The sequence below is a fragment of the Halanaerobium hydrogeniformans genome (genome assembly GCF_000166415.1).
Taxonomy (GTDB): domain Bacteria; phylum Bacillota; class Halanaerobiia; order Halanaerobiales; family Halanaerobiaceae; genus Halanaerobium; species Halanaerobium hydrogeniformans.
On record NC_014654.1, the window covers coordinates 2246748 to 2264787 of the forward strand.

An 18040-nucleotide genomic window follows, 5' to 3' on the forward strand; every position below is an offset into this window, starting at 1 on the left:
CAATGATTTATTTAATTCCTTTTCAGACAGAGCAGCTGCAGAGAGCAATAATTGAAGCTATAGAAATGCTGCAGTATTATGCTCGTGAACATGTTTTATTCTGTTTAATTCCTGCTTTCTTTATTGCAGGAGCTATAGCAAATTTCATTTCTAAAGATTCAATAATAAAATATTTTGGTGGTAAGACAAAAAAATGGATTTCTTATTCAGTTGCTTCAGTTTCTGGAGCGATCTTAGCAGTCTGTTCCTGTACTGTATTACCTCTATTTGCAGGAATCTATAAAAGAGGGGCAGGGATTGGACCAGCTGTTGCTTTTCTCTTTTCAGGGCCAGCGATTAATGTTTTAGCTATTATTTTAACAGCACGTGTATTAGGCTGGCAGCTTGGTCTGGCCAGAGCAGTTGGTGCAGTATTTTTCGCTTTAATTATAGGTCTTTTAATGGCAGCAATCTTTAGAGAATCTGATCAAAAAAGATTAGAAGATTTCGTCCAGGAAGAAGGTCAGGAACTCCCCCGCTCAGGTTTGCAAAATATAGTTTATTTTATTACAATGATATTAATATTGATCTTTGCAACCTGGACCCAGCCTGAAGGAGCAACAGGTTTCTGGAATTTAGTATATCAATTTAAATGGCCTGCAGTAGCAGTTTTATCAGTATTGTTAGCTTTAGAACTTTACGGTTGGTTTGAAAAGGATGAATTAAATAATTGGTTAGATGAAACATGGACTTTTGCCGAACAAATAACCCCACTATTATTCGGTGGTGTCTTAGTAGCTGGATTTTTAATGGGAGCTCCCGGCAGTGATGCTGGCCTGATACCTCAAGAGTGGATATCAGCCTTAGTAGGAGGTAATTCTCTTTTAGCTAATTTTACAGCTTCAATTTTAGGTGCCTTTATGTATTTTGCTACTTTGACGGAAATTCCAATTTTACAGGGTTTATTAAACTCAGGCATGGGCCAGGGGCCTGCTCTGGCATTATTACTTGCTGGGCCTGCGTTAAGTTTACCCAATATGCTGGTAATTAGAAGTGTAATCGGAACTAAAAAAACATTAGTCTTCGTCAGTATTGTTGTAGTTATGGCAACATTTACTGGTATGGTCTATGGTAATATTGTGCTTTAATTAATTTAAATATATTATAAGGAGTGGTTTAATAATGGAAATTAGAATTTATGGTCCTGGGTGTAGAAATTGTGTTAATTTAACTAAAAATGCTAAAAAAGCATTAGAAGAAACTGGTGTGGAGGCAGAAATTATCAAAGTAGAAGATATGCAAAAAATTATTGAAGCGGGAATTATGACAACTCCTGCTATAGGTATTAATGGCGAAGTTAAAATTAAAGGTAAAGTTGCAAGTGTAGAAGAAATTGTAGATTTAATCAATGCAACTGTTTAATTTACAAAAAATTTAGCTAAAGAATTAAAAGGCCTGAGAAGCTTCAAAAAACTTCTCAGGCCTTTTTACTTTAATATTATTCATTTATATAATTAGATAAATAATAGACCAATTCTAGCAAAAATTCCTCCCACTAGAAAGGAAAACCCTACTGTAAAAACAAATATCTTTGTAGCAAAGATAAAATTAAATTCACGGGCTAATATAGCTAAAACTGCTATACACGGTACATAAAAAAGTGCTACTACTGCACCTACAAAAAGCTGAACAGAATTTAATCCCATCTCAAGTAATGGTAAAACAGCTAACTCCCGTCTTACTACTCCTAAAATCAGGGGAACTGAAGCTTCTGAGGGCATCAACAGCCAGTTTTCTATAACCGGTTGAAATATCCTTCCTATTTGTTCTAGAATCCCAAGTTCATAGAGAAGAGCTGCTGCTGCAATAGCATAAATCATCATTAAAGCTCCATCACTAATATACATTTTTAATCTTAACCAAACTTTTTTCAAAATCATTTTAGGGTCAGGTATTAAAAGTGGGGGGATTTCCAAAATCAAAGGTTCATTTTCTCCCTCAATACTCTTATCCATAACGATGGCAGCTCCTATAATAGCAAGAAAAGAAACAAGAAATACTAAAAACATCACCAAAATAGATTCTTCTGCTAAAAGAGAAATTAAAGCTCCTGTTTGTGAAATACAGGGTACAGCCAGTGAAATCAATGCAGCAACAGTTATTCTCTCTTTTCGAGTTGCTAAAGCTCTAGTAGCAGCTATACCAGGTATGGCACATCCATAACCTAAAAGCAGAGGTATAATATTACCGCCAGTTAATCCAATTTTATTGAATAATCCATCCAGCAAAACCGCTAAACGCGGCATATATCCACTATCTTCTAACAAACTAAGAGCGGTATAAAAGGATAAAACATAGGGAAGCACAAGAGCAAATGGCCACTCTAAACCTTTAATTAAAAAGCCATATTCACCAACTAAAATATTTCTGATTATACCTTCTGTAGTAAAAGCACTAACTAATCTATATATTAATGGGAAAACAAGTGTCCTAAAAAAAGGTAATAATATATACTGTCTTAAACCCATTCCAATCCCTACAACTATGGCAAAAATGAATGCTAAAATCAAAATAGCCATCGGGATACCAGGCCAGGGTGAAGAAAGTTTATCTCCTAATTCTTCTCTTTTGTTTTTCTCTTTTTTATTTTTTTTATTTAAATATTTATTGCTCAATCTTTCTGCATTTTCCCAACTAGCATTTATATTATTTGCTAAGTCATTTTGTGTTTCTATTTGAAGTTTTTCTCTAATTTTCTTTTTTAATTTTGATAAACCATATTCTTTAACAGCTACAGTTTCTACTATATCTATCTCTAACTCTTCTGCAAAAGCTTCAGCTGCAAAGCTATAACCCTTTTCTTCTAATAAATCAATCCTATTCAAGACTGCTATAGCCGGAATACCCTTTTCTAGAATTTGTAGGAGTAAATATATGCTACTTTCAATATTATTAGCATCAAGTACAACCACTAATAATGAAGCTCCTTTATTAAGCATATCAACTGCAACCTGTTCTGCCTCATTACTCGAATTAAGAGTATAGGTACCAGGTACATCTATCAGGTAGATTTCATCTTTTTCAAAAGTAATTCTACCTTTTTTATAATCTACGGTTGTACCAGAATAATTTGCTATTGCAGAATCCAAACCTGTAAGGTGATTGAAAATGACACTTTTCCCTACATTTGGAGGCCCCATTAATAATACTTTATTTTCTTTATCATCAAATTGCGGCATGAGTTAATACCTCATGTCTAACTAAAATGTCTTTAGCTATATCTTTAGCAAGTGCTATCTGTCTACCTTCTATTTCCACAACAAGTGGCCCATTCCAGGCTTGAGAACTTAAGATCTTAATTTTTTTCCCTTTTCTTAAACCTAAAGGTGCCAAAAGAGAATGTTCGGGAACATATAGAATTTCAGCCTCAGAATTTTCGGGGATATTTTTTAGTGATAATTTTTTTTGCAATTGCATATAATTCACTCCTTTATACATAGTTTATATATAGTTTCTAGAATATAAGACCAGCTTATATTTAGGAATAATAGATTTAAATTAAAAATTCTTTTTTGTTAAAAAATAGATACCGGGATATATTAATTGATGCCAAAGTAGATAAAAACAAAGGAAACCAAAAAGTAGCAAATCTGAGTATTAAAGCAATTGTAAGTCCTTCTGCATAAGAAATCTCTGCTTGTGTTAAAATCAGAGCCATCACTGCTTCAAAGCTTCCTAAACCACCAGGCGAAATAGGTAGTAAAGCAATTAAATAAGCTAAAAATGTAGCAGTTATAATCAAAATTGGACTAACATCATAGGCTAAATAATCGGCAATTAAATAAGTTTTTACTGGATAAAGCAACCAAAATAAAGCTGCAATAATTATTAAATACAATAACTCTTTAAAATTACATAGATTAAAAGTATTTGCAATAATATTTTTTGATTTATCTTTAAAAGTATTAATTTTAAGTTTTAAATTATTACTAATAGAAAAACAGATCATAAAAACCAGGAAAAGGAAAAACAAAGAATAAAATATTATATTAATATTCAAATTAAAATCAATATGCTGAACTAAAAACCTTTTATTAGAGATAAAAAGAATAAATGCAAAAATTAAAAACGGTATAAAAGTAGTTAATTTTTGAACTGCGATATAAGGAATAAATTCGCTAACTTCTATTCCTGTTATTTTATTATAAAGGTAAACCTTTGCTGACTCTCCTCCTAGTTTAGCAGAAGGAGTAATACTCTCAATAAAAGAAGCAGCTAAATTTATATTTATAATATCACTAAATTTAGCTTTCTTTTGCCCAGTAAATTTAAATAAGAATTTCCACTGAAAAGCTAATAGAAGAATAGTAGAAATTTGCAGTAAAATTAAGGCAGTGATAAGCCTATATGATATCTGATTAATGATATTTGCAATTTCAAGTCTTCCCTGCCAAATAGTACGCGAAAGAAATATTATAATTAAAACAGCAAAGCTATATTTAATAACCTTTATTTTTTTAGCCTTCATTTTTATAAACTCCTATCGAAGTCAAAGCAAAGAGTTTTGTCAAAGGTGAGAAAATTTTGTTTTACTTTCGAAAAAATTGCTTCACTTGGAAGTTCTAATTTATCATATGCTTTGTAAAATTTTTTTCTAGGTTCTCTGATCAGAAATTTTTTGATCTTTTTATCTTTAGCTAATCTTATCTTTTTATAAATTTCATTTTTACCTACTGTTTGTAGAGCAGCTAAAACTTTAGAATAATTGCAATTCTCTAGAGCCTTATCTGCAGACAAATGAAGAAATTCAATCTGTTCCTTTGATATTTTAAGTTTTTTCATAAGCTTTTGAGCTTGTAAAATGGCATTTCTGTCATAATCAACTGCAATGACCTTAGCAGCACTTAATTTATTAATATAATAAGCTGTAAAAGGTAAAGCTCCACAGCCGATGTTTAATACTATATCTTCAGAATTGATATCACCCAATTTTATTTCTTTAGCAACTGTTTTTTTATAAGGTCTAGCATAAATTTTAAATAACAAATTATTTGCCTGAGCTTTTTTTTCGATTTTTTGAATTATTTTTCTGATCAATTTCATCTTTAAACTCCTCATTATTTAAAATTTAGATAATGAAATTCATTATCGATTAAGCTTTAAAAAAAATTATTCTACTTCTAATAAACATGATTTCTTAGCTTTGATTATTTTTGTGGTTTTACATTTTTCAATCTTACTAAAACTACGTGGACAAATATAATCATAGAATTTGCACAACCAGGATGCCGGATTTCTGTAAATGATTTTGGTACCTGATCTTGATTCTTTTATCAGTTTTTTTAAAATATTTTTTTTGCTTTTAACATGTAGTGAAATCCAGACTGCATCATATTTTAAATAATTAATCTCTTCTTTACCATTACCTGCTAAAATATTTATTTTATTATCCACTTTTAAGTCTTTTAAATACTTTTTTGAAGTTTTTATAGCTTCTGGATCAATCTCAACTCCATCTACAAAATAACCTTTCCTGGCAAGATAAACAGCTGTCATTGGTCTTGGTCCACTGCCAATATGGAGTATTTTGCTACCTTTTTTCAATTCTGATAATTCTAATTCAGAAGCAATCAAACGATTATAGAAAAACTTGTCATAAAGTTCACCTGTATAGCTGATCTTGTTAAAAGAAGCTTCTAATTTTTGTAGAGCATTACAAGCTTTTTTATGAAAGTTTTCTTTGAAATTGCTGATTATATTTCTTGCTAACATTTAAAACCTCCAATACTATTTTATCATTCTGTTAAATTAATAGATATCTTAAATAAACTATTATAATTTAGCTGAAATAATAGAAAATCACATCAGCAAAAAACTAATTGATATTTAGTCTCAATAGCCTTCAAAAAAATACTTATTAAGAATAATTCTTAATAAGAGAAATCTTTCACAACTGAATCTATTTATAGAATACCATAGCTTAGCAATGTAGTCAAGTTCGATATTAAAAATAATTAAAAAAATTTGATTGCTTTTAAAATGACATAGTCCTCCTATATAGGAGGACTATGTCATTGTTATTATATTTAATTTTTATCTCTGTTTAAATAAAAATCCATATACTCTTTTGTTGAAGGTATCCTACCCAAAATTGCTGTACAGGCGGCTACTTGAGCACTACCTAAATAAGTTCTCGAATCAGCTGGACCTATTCTTGATTGATAATTACGGGTAGTTGTTGTAAAAGCAGTTGAATTAGAACCAATTCTACGTTTATTACCCATACAAAGTCCACAACCAGGCATAATTACAGTTGCTCCTGCTTCAGTTAATTTTATCATACTTCCATCTACCATCAATTCCTGATAAATATCACGTGATGCAGGTCCAACTACAACATTAACACCATGTGGAATCTTATGCCCAGATAGTATCTCAGCTGCTTCTTGAATACTTTTAAGATCTCCACCTACACAGCTTCCTATATACACCTCATCAACTTTTTCTCCAGCTGTCTCATTTAAGTAAGCAACATTGTCTGGATGATGTGGTTTTGCCACTATCGGGTCTTTTATTTCAGAAAGAGGTATTTCTATTACTGCTGAATAATCTGCATCTTCATCAGCTTGAAATAATATTGGGTCTTTTAAATATTCTTCTACTGCTTTGATAGTTCTTCTAACTGATGGTGAGCTATCAGCATCTTCACGATTTTTTAAATAATCCAGGTTATCTTTTATAGTTTCAATAGTTGTTTGATCACTTGGAACTACACCTGCAGAAGCACTTCTTTCGGCAACAGCATTTGTAAGAATATATCTTTCATCAGAACTTAAAAATTCAAGACCTTCCATTTCAATAATTCTACCATTATAGATATCTTTACCCACTGTTTTTTCTGCATAAACAACTAATGCAGAAACTAAATCACGAGCAGTAATACCTGGCTCAGGCTTGCCTCTAAATACTACTTTTACCGATTGATCCATGGTTAAATCCTGTTTACCATATTTCATAACACCAGCTACTATATCAGAAGCTGCAGGAAATGAAACTCCTCTTGGAGTTCTGGTATGAGAATCACCACCCACAATAACATCTGTAGGTAGTACAAATCTATTTCCAATTGTATGGATAATGCCCTCACCTGTTTCTAAGCTTACTCCACCTCTTTTGCTAACAAATTCATTTAAAAAGCGGTGAGTATCTCTATCTGAACTGGATGGGCATTCTCCAGTATGACATAAAGATTGGACAACGAAATCGGCTCCAAAATCCTCTCCAGCCATAGATTGATATTCTTCCATGGTCATTGGACCTGTTGTATCTTGAGAAAATGCTCCCCGCATCTTAACCTGGGCAGTTTCTCCAGGCAGAATTGTATCCTTACCATCAAGCCTATTATAAGCTACAATCTTTTGAGCTAAAGTTTGAGGAGGCCTGCTCTTTTCTATAATAATATTTTCTTGAGCAGGTGTTTTTATATCACCTGTTTCAATTCCTTTATCATTGCAATATTCAAGAGCCATCGTCTGCAGCTCATTACCAGCATCAAAATATGTCATACCACCAGCTGCAATCTTTTTTAATTTATAGTCGATTGGAAGTTCAACAGCAAGCTCTAGTTTGTCATTAACGATAATTTTTTGCTGTGCTAAATCTATTTCTAAATCATCACCTTCACTAATATCAGTGGTATCAACTTCTAGAGGTAAAATACCAGACGCAACTAAGGACTCTTTGAAAATTGGAGCGAAACTTTTGGCTGCAACTATTCCACCCTTCTTTTTTTCGGGTTCACCTTCTACATCTTTACCCAATAACTGCTGCATTGTATAGGTGGCAGATTTACGGGACGATCCTTCACCAAGTGCTTTGCCTGCTGTAAAAATAACAGTCGATTTTTTTTCTTTTAATTTTTCTAATCTCTGCAGTAAATCTTCCTCATCTTCGCGACCTTCCATAACATGTTTGGCATGTAAGGGATGGTCAGTTCTACTATCAGCATTTTTAGAAGGACTTAAATGACCTGTAGTAATATTATCTCCTACTCTTAAAGAAATGCCCTGATAGTGAGAATCCAATTCCCAGTCAGAGGCAAATTCTCTCTTTGCCCAACTTAACATTATTTCTGCCACTTTTTCTTCAAAATAAGGATTTTCTGAAGCTAATTCTTTTAATGTATTAAAATCTTTTTTAGTTAATAAAACCGTATTTTTTAAAATCTTAGTTATTTCATCTTTATATATCTCTTTAGAAAAAAGATCTATTAAGCGTGCTGCTGCAGCTCCACCCTTCATATCAGCCAAAAGTCTTAAAGCTTTATCAGCACTAAGATATTGGTTTTCCTTCTCACTTAGTTTTGCTTTCTTAATTAATTTAGATAACCCATCTGCTTTTGCATGAGAAGCAGGAAAAGTACCTCTTCTGACCTGATTAGTGATCAGTTTTAAGATTAAATTATCCAAACTTTCTTCTTTAAAAATTGTATAGGTTTTATCACCAAGCCCTTCAAGGCTTAAAGCATTAAACAAAAGCTCTACCTCTTTAGCTGAGAGTGGTCTGGGTTCTAAACCATGAACTTCACGTCGTTTAACTGCTCTATTTTTATATCCATCTAAAATATCAATTAAATTTTTAAATCTATCTTCCATAAAATTTATTTCTCCTTTCTTATACTTCCATTTTTATACAGGATTATAAATTTGCTATTATTGCTTCAGTAATTTGATCTGTAGTAGCATTTCCACCAAGGTCAACAGTTAAAACATCGCCAGCATTTAAAACATCTGACACCGCTTTTTCAATTCTATCTGCTGCAGATTTTTCATTTAAATGACGAAGCATTAAAACAGCAGAAAAAAGCAGTGCTACAGGGTTAGCCTTGTTTTGACCAGCTATATCAGGAGCACTCCCATGAACGGCTTCAAAAACAGCAATATCATCTCCAAGGTTCATTCCAGGGGCAAGACCAAGTCCGCCGATTAAACCAGCTCCTAAATCTGATACAATATCACCATAAAGATTAGGCATTACTAAAACATCGTACTGTTCAGGATATTGAACCATTTGCATACACATATTATCTACAATTCGGTCATCAAATTCTATTTCTGGATGGGTTTCAGCATATTCTGCTGCTATATTTCTGGCTTCTTCTAAAAATAGACCATCACTATATTTTAAAATATTTGCCTTATGAACTGCTGTAACCTTTTTGCGTCCCTCACGAACAGCGTATTCAAATGCAGCTCTAACAATTCTTCTTGAAGCTTTTCTAGTTATTATTTTAATGCTTTCTGCAGCCTCATCACCGACATAATGTTCTATTCCTACATAAAGGCCTTCGGTATTTTCTCTAAATACAACCATATCAATAGCCTCGTTTTGAGCAAATGCTTTTGCATGAACCTTAAGTGGACGAACATTTGCATAAAGATTAAGTTCTTTTCTGATTGCTACATTAACACTTCTAAACCCACTTCCTACGGGTGTGGTAATCGGCCCTTTTAAAGCAACTTTGTTTTTTCGGATTGAATCAAAAACCTGTTCAGGTAATGGTGTCCCATATTTATCCATAACACCCGCACCAGCTTCTACCTTATCCCAATTAATTTCTACACCTGCTGCTGCAATTATATCTGCAACTGCTTTCGATATTTCTGGTCCTATCCCATCTCCAGCGATCATTGTTACATTATGCATGCTCTAAACTCACTACTCCTTTTTAGTTTCCAAATAATATTTATGTTCTTGATTTCAAAAGCAAAGATTATTATACCATAGATGCTGCAAAACTTTCTAGTTTTCTAAATTCTTTTCTGCTTATACCACAATCACCAGGCAATATACCAGGTGAATTCTCTCCATGATAATCAGAACCGCCTGTTATTAAGAGGTCAAGTTCTTCAGCTATTTTTTTATATTTAGAAGTAGTTTTTTTATCATGTTTTGTTTGATAAACCTCTACCCCTTTTAAACCAACCTTTTTTAACCTGGCAATTTCCTTTTTATCTAAAGGATCACCATGATTAATCAAATAAGGATGAGCAATAACAGGAACACCACCAGCTTTTAAGATCATCTCAATAGCTTCTGCAGGAAGAACTTTTTCCTTTTCAACATAGGCTTTTCCTTCACCACCAATAAATTTATCTGTAAAAGCTTCCTGCATGTTTTCTACATAACCTTTTTCTATCAAGGCTCTAGCAACATGGGGCCTACCAATACTCACTCCAGCCGCATATTTTTGAACATCAGAATATTGCAGAGGATATCCCATTTCAGTCAATATTTCTATCATTTTATGGATTCTACTAATTCTCGATTCCAAAATAGTTTCAGTAAGACCCAATAAAGCTTCATTTTCAGGGTCTATATAATAACCTAAAATATGATATTCAGCTTCACCTCTATAAGTTGAAATTTCAATTCCAGGTACAAATTCTATTGGATATTTATCTGCTTCTTTTTCTAATTCCCTCAATGCAGTTGTATTATCATGATCAGTAACAGAAAAGACATCAAGATCAAACTCCAGACATTTCTGCACTAATTCTTTGGGAGTTAAAGCACCATCAGAAGCAGTAGTATGCATATGCAAATCTATCTTTTTTCTTTTTTTCTTCATAATATCAAGCTCCTTAATATTTACTAATAAATCTTTTTATTTCAATTATTCAAATCCGAGCTCTTAAATAATACCATACAATACCAACCCACTCATGTAAAGCAGATAAATTAACCTGTAAGGCACCTCGATTTGGTAAATAATTGAGCCAACTAAATTTGTGATCATAAATAAAACCAGAATGATGAGCTAAAAAATCAATTTCTTGAGCTCTAAAAGCCCTGGCAGAACGATACATATGATAAGCTGAGGTTACAAGGTAAATTCTTTCAATCTCATTTTCATTAAGCCATTTTTTGATGTAAAGAGCATTTTCATAAGTTGAGCGTGCCTGATCTTCACTTTCATATTTTTCACTCTCTAAACCAAGACCTGACAGAAATTCTTTAGCTGCATCAGCTTCACTAAAGTTATCATGACCTAAACCCACACCACCAGAGTAAATAATCTTAGTATTGAGAGTTCGATGAAGCTCATAAGCTTTAGCCAATCTTTGTTTGCTGTGAACTGAGGGCTCAGCACTTCCATCAGTTTTATAATAATTTCCTCCCCCTAATACTACAATTGGATGATCTTCTTCTAAATCAACCGATATCTCTTCTGCATAATTTTCTAAAGGTAAAAGCAAGACTTTTACACCAAAAGCTGTAGAAATAAAAATTAAAAAAATTAAAGTAGCTGTTGCTAAAAACTTTATTAATTTAGAATCAGATTTAAAAAACAAATAAACTGTTATAATCAATAATATTATAATAAAAAACCCCGGAGGCATCAAAAAAGAAGAAATTATTTTTTCTAATGCAAGCATTTAATCACCCTTTTAGCTAAGTCTCATTAATCAGTAAATTTGTCAATAACATGCATTAACTCAGCAATGATTTCTTCATCACCATTTTTTTAGAAATTGCATTTTTTACACAACCATTGATATGGCTGTCTAAAATCTTAAGGCCTACTTTTTTCAGGGCTCCCCGGCTGGCACTAATCTGTGTTAAAATATCAACACAATATTTGTCTTCTTCGATCATTCGCTGGAGACCTCTGATCTGTCCTTCAATTCTACGTAGTCTTATTATTAAATTTTTACTTTCTTCATCTGATAATGAACTCATATAATTACACCTCTATTGTCCTGATTTTAATTAATAATTATTAACCGATCTGAGGAAATAATAGTTCTAAAAAATCCATCTTCAAATAACTTTCCATTGTTTTAAAAGTATCTTCATTTTTAATAAGCCGGCCCGGCTCTTGATATTCCACCCAGGCCATAGCTGACCAGGAAATACCTCTCATTACTGAAAATTGATTAAATAATTGTAAAGCAGAACTGATTTCTTGATAACGCTCATCAAGTCCTCTTGCTTTTAAATAATGATGAAGAAATTCTTCCTCTTCACCCTGATTAAATATAAAATCAGCTTTCCAGAGAGTGGTTGTGGGAACCATAAAAATACTTAAATCCTGGAGTGGTGTTGTAATTAAAGGCTTTTCCCAATCCACCAAATAAGCCCTGTCATTTTTATCATCAACCAAAAAGTTAGCAGAATTAAGTTCAGTATTTACTATGGAAAGAGGTAAAAGCTCAATAATCTCTCTTTCTTTTTCTCTTTTTTCTCTTAAATTAACTTTAACTTTTTTAAGAAAATCTTTAACTTGAGCATCAGCCAGCTCAGAATTAAAGTATTTCTCTAAAAGACTATCACATTCATCCCAGATAGCACTCAACGGTTTCTGCTCTTCGATTAAGATTGTATTGTCCTCTATATCTACCTCATGAACACTGGCCAATACTTCTGCAGCTTTTTTTAAATCTTTCCGATAATCTAAAGGCCTTCCAGGCAAATATTCCATAACCAGCATTCCATATGGAAGTTCTTCCTTTGAATTATCAAGATAATAAGGTCTTGGAGTAACACCTGAAGGAGCCAGTTGTTCTAAAGCATTAAATTCATAACCTATCTGATCATCAAGATCCATCTGACTGCCAAGATTAAGCCTTATGACAAATTTATCTTCCTCATCTTTAAGAATATAATTTATATTATACTCACCTTGAGCCAAAAACTCTATTTCTACATTTTTGCTAATTCCAATTGCCCTTTGAAATGCTTTCTTTTTTACATATTTCTCAAGTTCTTTTTTCATCTCTTCCTGAAGCGGCATATTCAAAATACCTCCATCAAATTTAAATTTATAATAAATTGTCTATAATTTTTTTACTTTCAAGTGGATAATCACAATTCTCTTTATCAGTAGTCTTTAAATATTCTCTAAAAATAAGCAATTCATTAAAAGTATCAACATCATACCATTCTGGTAAAAAATGACTTTTAAGCTCATGTTTGCTAGCAGCTTTCAAAGTTTTCTCTAAAACGGATTCATTGCCCCACTTTTCTTGATCAAAAAGAAAAAGATGTGGCTTTTTCATTCCTAATAAATAATAACCTCCATCTAGTGATGGACCAATAACCAAATCTCTCTCTTTTAAACCAGCAAAAGATTCGGTAATTATACTGATCGGTAAAGACGGTAAGTCAGAGCCAGTTATAATCACTGGAGCATTGCTCTGATTATAGGCATCAAAAAGGGAATTATACATTTTTTTGCCCAGATCTTTACCCCTTTGAATTATTATTTTAAAATCATCATTTAATAATTCTTCAAATAAATTCTCGCTACCTGGAGGAGTAATACTTAAATACAAATCTAAGTTACTGTACTTTTTTTTGATAACCGAAAATTTATTTATTATATCTTTTAAAAAAGCTTTATGAAGTTCTGCACATTGAACAGGGCTTAAATGTGATTGAAGTCTTGTTTTAGTCTCTCCAGCAATCGGCGCTCTACTCATGATAACAAATGCGGCCTTCAATACAATCTCCTCCTATCTAATATCTAACGAGAATCTTTATAAATTTTCTTTAATTTTCTTGGTTTTACACCTAAAATATATAAAATTTTTATTTTATGCATTAAAAAAAAAGTTTTTAAAACTCCATTCTTTTCCCAGCGTCTTGCTGAAGTATAAATTTTATCTTCTAAAAACTCTAAATCTCCATAAGCAGCCATTTTTTTGGAAAATTCCCAGTCCTCCATTAGTTCTATTTCTGGAAAACCACCAATTTCTTGAAAGGCTTTTTTGCGAATAAATATACCCTGATCACCAAAAATTAAATTTAAATATTTAGCTCTTAAATTAGAAGACCAGGAAATAAACTTAAGCAGAGGATGTTCGGATTCAATTTTCAATTTAAAACATCCACCTATTTTATCTTCTTTTTTAGTCATATTCTTTACTAAACTCTCCAAAGCAGATTTTTCTAACCTGGAATCCGCATGCAAAAAAAGTAATAGTGGTGCTGTTGCAAGTTGAGCTCCCCGATTTAACTGCTGACCTCTGCCTGCATTTCCAACAACAACTTTTGCTCCCTTTGCTTTTGCTTTCTCTACAGTTAAATCTTCACTATCACCATCAGAAACAATTATTTCAGCTTTTACATTTTCCTTTTCAATATAATCTATAATTCGAACAATATTATACTCTTCATTAAGCACAGGAATAATCACTGAAAGACTGTAATCCATCTAGGAAATCCACCTTCCAAAATTTTGAACTTTCTTTTATTATAGCATATTTTAGGTTGATAACAAAATACCCTTTTTTCTATTTTATAATTACTTTTTTGGCTTATCAATACAAAAGAGAGAGGAGCTCCTCTCTCTTTGGAAAACAATATACTTAATATTATTTAAAATCTATTCTACTATTTCCCAGTATCTATATTGAGATCTCTGGGTAAAAAAGACAGGTTTTATATGATCCTGACTTGCCTGAAGATGAGCACCATGAGATATCCAAACAGCTGATACTTCTTCATCTAGTATTTTTTGCTGTTCTACATATAATTGATGTCTTTTTTCCTGATCTAATTCTAAAACAGCTTCTTCAACTAAACGATCATAATCTGGATCTGTGAAATTTTTAAAGTTCCAGGAACCAACATGTTCTGAATGCCACCATTTAGTCCATCTATCTGGATCAAGAGTAGGTCCCCAATCCTGTATATGCATATTTGACCTTGACTGGCTTAAATAGTCATAAGAAGAGTCGGTCATTTGGATTTTTGCATCTATACCAATTGCCAAAAGCTGCTGTCGAATAATCTGACCAACTTCTGGTAGTGGTTCTCTTACGGGTACTACTAATTCAGTTTTAAATCCATCTTCATAGCCTGCTTTAGCAAGATATTCTCTTGCTTTTTCTAAATCGGGATCATATTGAGGAGCATCTTCCCAATGCCCTAAAACACTTTCAACAATACTAGAATTTGCTCTTTCAGCTATATTATTATATGCTCCCTGTATAACTTCATCTACATTGACCGCATAACGAATGGCTTTACGCACATTTTTATCTGTAAAAGGCTCTTCCTGCATATTAAAGCCTAGAAAAACCTGGCTTGTAACAGCAACCTGTTCGACATTTATATCAGCTCTCTGATTATAGATATCAAAAGAATCATATGAAATCTGAGTAGAATTTAGTTCACCTGCATCTAATGCAATTTCTGCCATCCTAACTTCAGAAATCGGGAAAATCTCTATTCTCCTAAAATCAGGTAATTCACCATGATAATCCTCAAATCTAGCTAGAGTTATTTTTTCGCCTGGATCCCAGTTTTCCCAATAATATGGTCCTGAACCAACTGGATTTGTAGCAAAATTATCGCCTCTATCCTGATAGGCCTCTTTACTTATAATACTGCCCGGATTATATGGAAGGGTCTGAGTGAAAAGAGGAGCATAAGGTTCAGAAAGAATAATTCTACCTCTATATTTATCAATGATTTCTACTTCTTCTAAAGTTGCCCACTCATTATGGTATGGCGAATCATTATCTGGATCAGCAATTCTTTCAAAAGAAAATTTTACATCTTCTGTTGTTAGTTCACCATATCCATGATGAAACTGAATACCTTCTTTTAATTTAAACTCAATAACTTTACCATCATCACTAACTTCAAATTCTTCTGCAGCATCTAATTCCCATTCTGAAGAACCTGCTTTAAATCTAATTAATTTACTGTAAAAAGATAAATCAATATTTAATTCTTCATCACCAAGATAGTAAGCAGGGTCCATTGTAGTAATATCTGAGCCATTTATTGCCCTAACTTTTAATACATCATCTGCTCCATAAACTGTAGCTGAGCTAACTAGCATTAAAACAATTAATACTAAAAACATACAAATAGTTTCTTTCCTTAAAAAATTAGTTTTAAATTTTATCATTTTTGATCTCTCCTTGTAATTAACTGACTACAAATTTTTCAATCTAGGATCATAAGCATCCCTTAAAGCCTCTCCTAAAAAGGTAAATCCCAGGGTTGCAAAGATTAGCATTCCCCCACCAAAAATAACCATCCATGGTGAATGCCTTAAATTTAAATAGCCATTTCTCAATATTGTTCCCCAGCTGGGAGTTGGTGGATTAACACCAAGCCCTAAAAAGCTTAAGCCAGCCTCAAAAGCAATAATTGAAGGAATATCCATAGCAGCCATAATAAACATCGGTCCTTTAATATTGGGCAAAATATGTTTAAACATTATCTTTATATCAGATTGACCGATAGCTTTTGCGCTAATCAAATACTCTTTTTTTTTGACCTTTAATGTCTGAGCCCTAATTAACCTTGCATAACGGGGAAAATAGGTAAAACCAATCACAATGGTTAAAGTTGGAATTCCTGATGTACCAAGCATAATTATTACTGCAATTGCGAAAATCAAAGATGGAAAAGACCTTATTATATCAAAAAATGTTCTTAATACATGGTCTAGTGTCTCAGAACCATAACCTGAAATCATACCAAGAGCTGTTCCTGTAACAGAAGCAAAAGTTACTGCTGCAATTGAAATTGCTAAAGAAATTCTACTACCATAAAGCATTCTACTAAATACATCTCGTCCAAGGTGGTCTGTCCCCATCAGATGAGTTCTTGAAGGAGAAGCAAGTTTGTTTATCACATTAACTTGATCTGGATCAAATGGACTTAAATAGGGTGCAAAAATAGCCATTAAAAAAACAACAACAATTAAAATAAATCCTATCTTGCCAAAAAAATCTTTAAAGACTTTTTGCGATATAAAAAACTTGCTCATTTTTTTTGTTTTATTTGCTATTTGAACCAGAGCATTTTTTGACTCCATTTAGATTTATTCATCCTTTCTAATCCTGGGGTCTATTAAACCATATGATAAATCGGTAAACATATTTACAATTGCATACATAAATATCGCTACAATTAAAGCTCCCTGAACCACTGGATAATTACGGGTTCTAAAAGCATTATAAATTAAATAGCCGAGACCTGGACGGTGAAAAATAACTTCAATTAAAACAGCGCCTCCAAGTAAATTGCCAAAACCAACTCCTAGAATTGCTATCACTGGCAAAATAGCTCCTCTTAGTACATGCTTTGAAATAACAATTTTTTCACTGAGGCCTTTTGCTCTCGCAGTTCTAATATAATCTTCATGCATCTCTTCTAAGACAGAACTCCTGATAAGCCTTCCTACATAACCTACCCAGCGAATTCCAAGTGCAAAAGCAGGCAAAACCAGATGATAAAGTTGATCAATTAAATTACCGCTTTCTCCTCCACCCATTACTGGAAACCAACCTAAAGTTAATGAAAAAAGCAAAAGAAAAAACAATCCAAATAAAAAAGAAGGAGTTGTTATAATTGAAATGGAAGCAAATGTTAGTATCCTATCCAGGACTGTATTTCTATAAAAAGCACTGTAAACTCCAAGTGGAACCCCTAAAATAACTGCAATAAAAATACTTGCTGTTGCTAAAGCAATCGTATAGGGCAACACATTAATAATCATACTGCTTACTGAACGATGATTTAAAACATCAGTACCTAAATCACCTTTCAAAATATTAAAAATAAATCTAAATAGTTGAACATAAACTGGCTGATCTAATCCCATCCTGGCCTGAATATTCTCTATAAGTTGAGGACTTGCTCTAGGTCCAAGCATAATACTTACTGGATCACCAGGGACTAACTGAATTAAAATAAATAATAATATCATTGCACCTAAAACTGTAATAATCCCCAGTAAAAACCTCCTGACAATTAAAGAAAACATTACATTCCTCCTCAAAACAAATTTAGCCTCTAATAGCTAAAAATTTGAAAGAATTCTCTAAAACTGTGGCTTCAAAATTTAATTATAAAAATGCCCTGTTAAAAGGAATTTTTACAAGTTTATTTTTCTGAAATTCTAATCACATTAATCAATTATTCAATTGATCTTTTATGATTGGTTATTAATAAACTTTTTAAATTACACAATTAAGTATCTAAGTGCCTTATAACACTTTGTGATAAATTTAGCAATTAATTATATTATATA

18 protein-coding genes are annotated in these 18040 nt (G+C 32.4%); 2 read left to right on the top strand and 16 right to left on the bottom strand.

Annotated elements, in window-relative coordinates; translation table 11 throughout:
- The first annotated feature begins 2 nt into the window (after positions 1 to 2).
- Together HALSA_RS10465 and HALSA_RS10470 are read left to right on the top strand one after the other, a co-directional pair.
- A complete protein-coding gene (locus tag HALSA_RS10465) occupies positions 3 to 1127 on the top strand; it encodes a permease (RefSeq protein WP_049773938.1) in 1125 nt (374 codons plus the stop codon).
- Between the two features lie 34 nt (positions 1128 to 1161).
- Complete coding sequence (locus HALSA_RS10470) at positions 1162 to 1401, top strand: thioredoxin family protein (RefSeq protein ID WP_013406524.1); 240 nt, start codon at positions 1162 to 1164, stop codon at positions 1399 to 1401.
- A gap of 92 nt (positions 1402 to 1493) precedes the next feature.
- Here HALSA_RS10470 and HALSA_RS10475 read toward each other — a convergent pair whose 3' ends face one another.
- From HALSA_RS10475 to HALSA_RS10550, 16 genes are all read right to left on the bottom strand, one after another.
- Positions 1494 to 3218, bottom strand: coding sequence for a ferrous iron transporter B (locus tag HALSA_RS10475; RefSeq protein ID WP_013406525.1), 1725 nt, complete (start codon positions 3216 to 3218; stop codon positions 1494 to 1496).
- Positions 3205 to 3456, bottom strand: coding sequence for a FeoA family protein (locus tag HALSA_RS10480; RefSeq protein ID WP_013406526.1), 252 nt, complete (start codon positions 3454 to 3456; stop codon positions 3205 to 3207). Before HALSA_RS10480 ends, HALSA_RS10475 begins: the two co-directional genes overlap by 14 nt.
- Before the next feature lie 76 nt (positions 3457 to 3532).
- The gene (locus HALSA_RS10485; protein WP_013406527.1) at positions 3533 to 4507 is read right to left on the bottom strand and encodes a lysylphosphatidylglycerol synthase transmembrane domain-containing protein; all 975 of its coding nucleotides are present in this window, start codon (positions 4505 to 4507) and stop codon (positions 3533 to 3535) included.
- A gap of 2 nt (positions 4508 to 4509) precedes the next feature.
- Positions 4510 to 5082 (bottom strand): SAM-dependent methyltransferase, encoded by a 573-nt coding sequence (locus HALSA_RS10490; protein ID WP_013406528.1) that lies wholly within the window; start codon positions 5080 to 5082, stop codon positions 4510 to 4512.
- Between the two features lie 66 nt (positions 5083 to 5148).
- Positions 5149 to 5751, bottom strand: a complete 603-nt coding sequence (locus HALSA_RS10495) for a class I SAM-dependent methyltransferase (protein WP_013406529.1) — start codon at positions 5749 to 5751, stop codon at positions 5149 to 5151.
- 314 nt (positions 5752 to 6065) lie between these two features.
- The gene (locus HALSA_RS10500) at positions 6066 to 8633 is read right to left on the bottom strand and encodes a bifunctional aconitate hydratase 2/2-methylisocitrate dehydratase (protein WP_013406530.1); all 2568 of its coding nucleotides are present in this window, start codon (positions 8631 to 8633) and stop codon (positions 6066 to 6068) included.
- A 43-nt stretch (positions 8634 to 8676) separates the two neighbouring features.
- Positions 8677 to 9684 (bottom strand): isocitrate/isopropylmalate dehydrogenase family protein, encoded by a 1008-nt coding sequence (locus HALSA_RS10505; RefSeq protein WP_013406531.1) that lies wholly within the window; start codon positions 9682 to 9684, stop codon positions 8677 to 8679.
- A 70-nt stretch (positions 9685 to 9754) separates the two neighbouring features.
- Positions 9755 to 10609 (bottom strand): PHP domain-containing protein, encoded by an 855-nt coding sequence (locus HALSA_RS10510; protein ID WP_013406532.1) that lies wholly within the window; start codon positions 10607 to 10609, stop codon positions 9755 to 9757.
- Positions 10610 to 10658: 49 nt separating this feature from the next.
- On the bottom strand, positions 10659 to 11417 hold the full coding sequence (locus tag HALSA_RS10515; protein WP_013406533.1) for a YdcF family protein: 759 nt from the start codon (positions 11415 to 11417) through the stop codon (positions 10659 to 10661).
- A 55-nt stretch (positions 11418 to 11472) separates the two neighbouring features.
- Positions 11473 to 11721, bottom strand: coding sequence for a metal-sensitive transcriptional regulator (locus tag HALSA_RS10520; protein WP_013406534.1), 249 nt, complete (start codon positions 11719 to 11721; stop codon positions 11473 to 11475).
- A 40-nt stretch (positions 11722 to 11761) separates the two neighbouring features.
- Positions 11762 to 12775: a phosphotransferase family protein gene (locus tag HALSA_RS10525; protein WP_013406535.1), complete on the bottom strand. Its 1014-nt coding sequence runs from the start codon at positions 12773 to 12775 to the stop codon at positions 11762 to 11764.
- A 28-nt stretch (positions 12776 to 12803) separates the two neighbouring features.
- Positions 12804 to 13484 (bottom strand): TIGR04282 family arsenosugar biosynthesis glycosyltransferase, encoded by a 681-nt coding sequence (locus HALSA_RS10530; RefSeq protein WP_013406536.1) that lies wholly within the window; start codon positions 13482 to 13484, stop codon positions 12804 to 12806.
- A 23-nt stretch (positions 13485 to 13507) separates the two neighbouring features.
- Positions 13508 to 14197 (bottom strand): TIGR04283 family arsenosugar biosynthesis glycosyltransferase, encoded by a 690-nt coding sequence (locus HALSA_RS10535; protein WP_013406537.1) that lies wholly within the window; start codon positions 14195 to 14197, stop codon positions 13508 to 13510.
- Between the two features lie 171 nt (positions 14198 to 14368).
- Positions 14369 to 15904: an ABC transporter substrate-binding protein gene (locus tag HALSA_RS10540; protein WP_013406538.1), complete on the bottom strand. Its 1536-nt coding sequence runs from the start codon at positions 15902 to 15904 to the stop codon at positions 14369 to 14371.
- A gap of 27 nt (positions 15905 to 15931) precedes the next feature.
- Positions 15932 to 16822: an ABC transporter permease gene (locus HALSA_RS10545; protein WP_013406539.1), complete on the bottom strand. Its 891-nt coding sequence runs from the start codon at positions 16820 to 16822 to the stop codon at positions 15932 to 15934.
- A 6-nt stretch (positions 16823 to 16828) separates the two neighbouring features.
- A complete protein-coding gene (locus HALSA_RS10550) occupies positions 16829 to 17773 on the bottom strand; it encodes an ABC transporter permease (RefSeq protein WP_013406540.1) in 945 nt (314 codons plus the stop codon).
- Positions 17774 to 18040 lie beyond the last annotated feature (267 nt).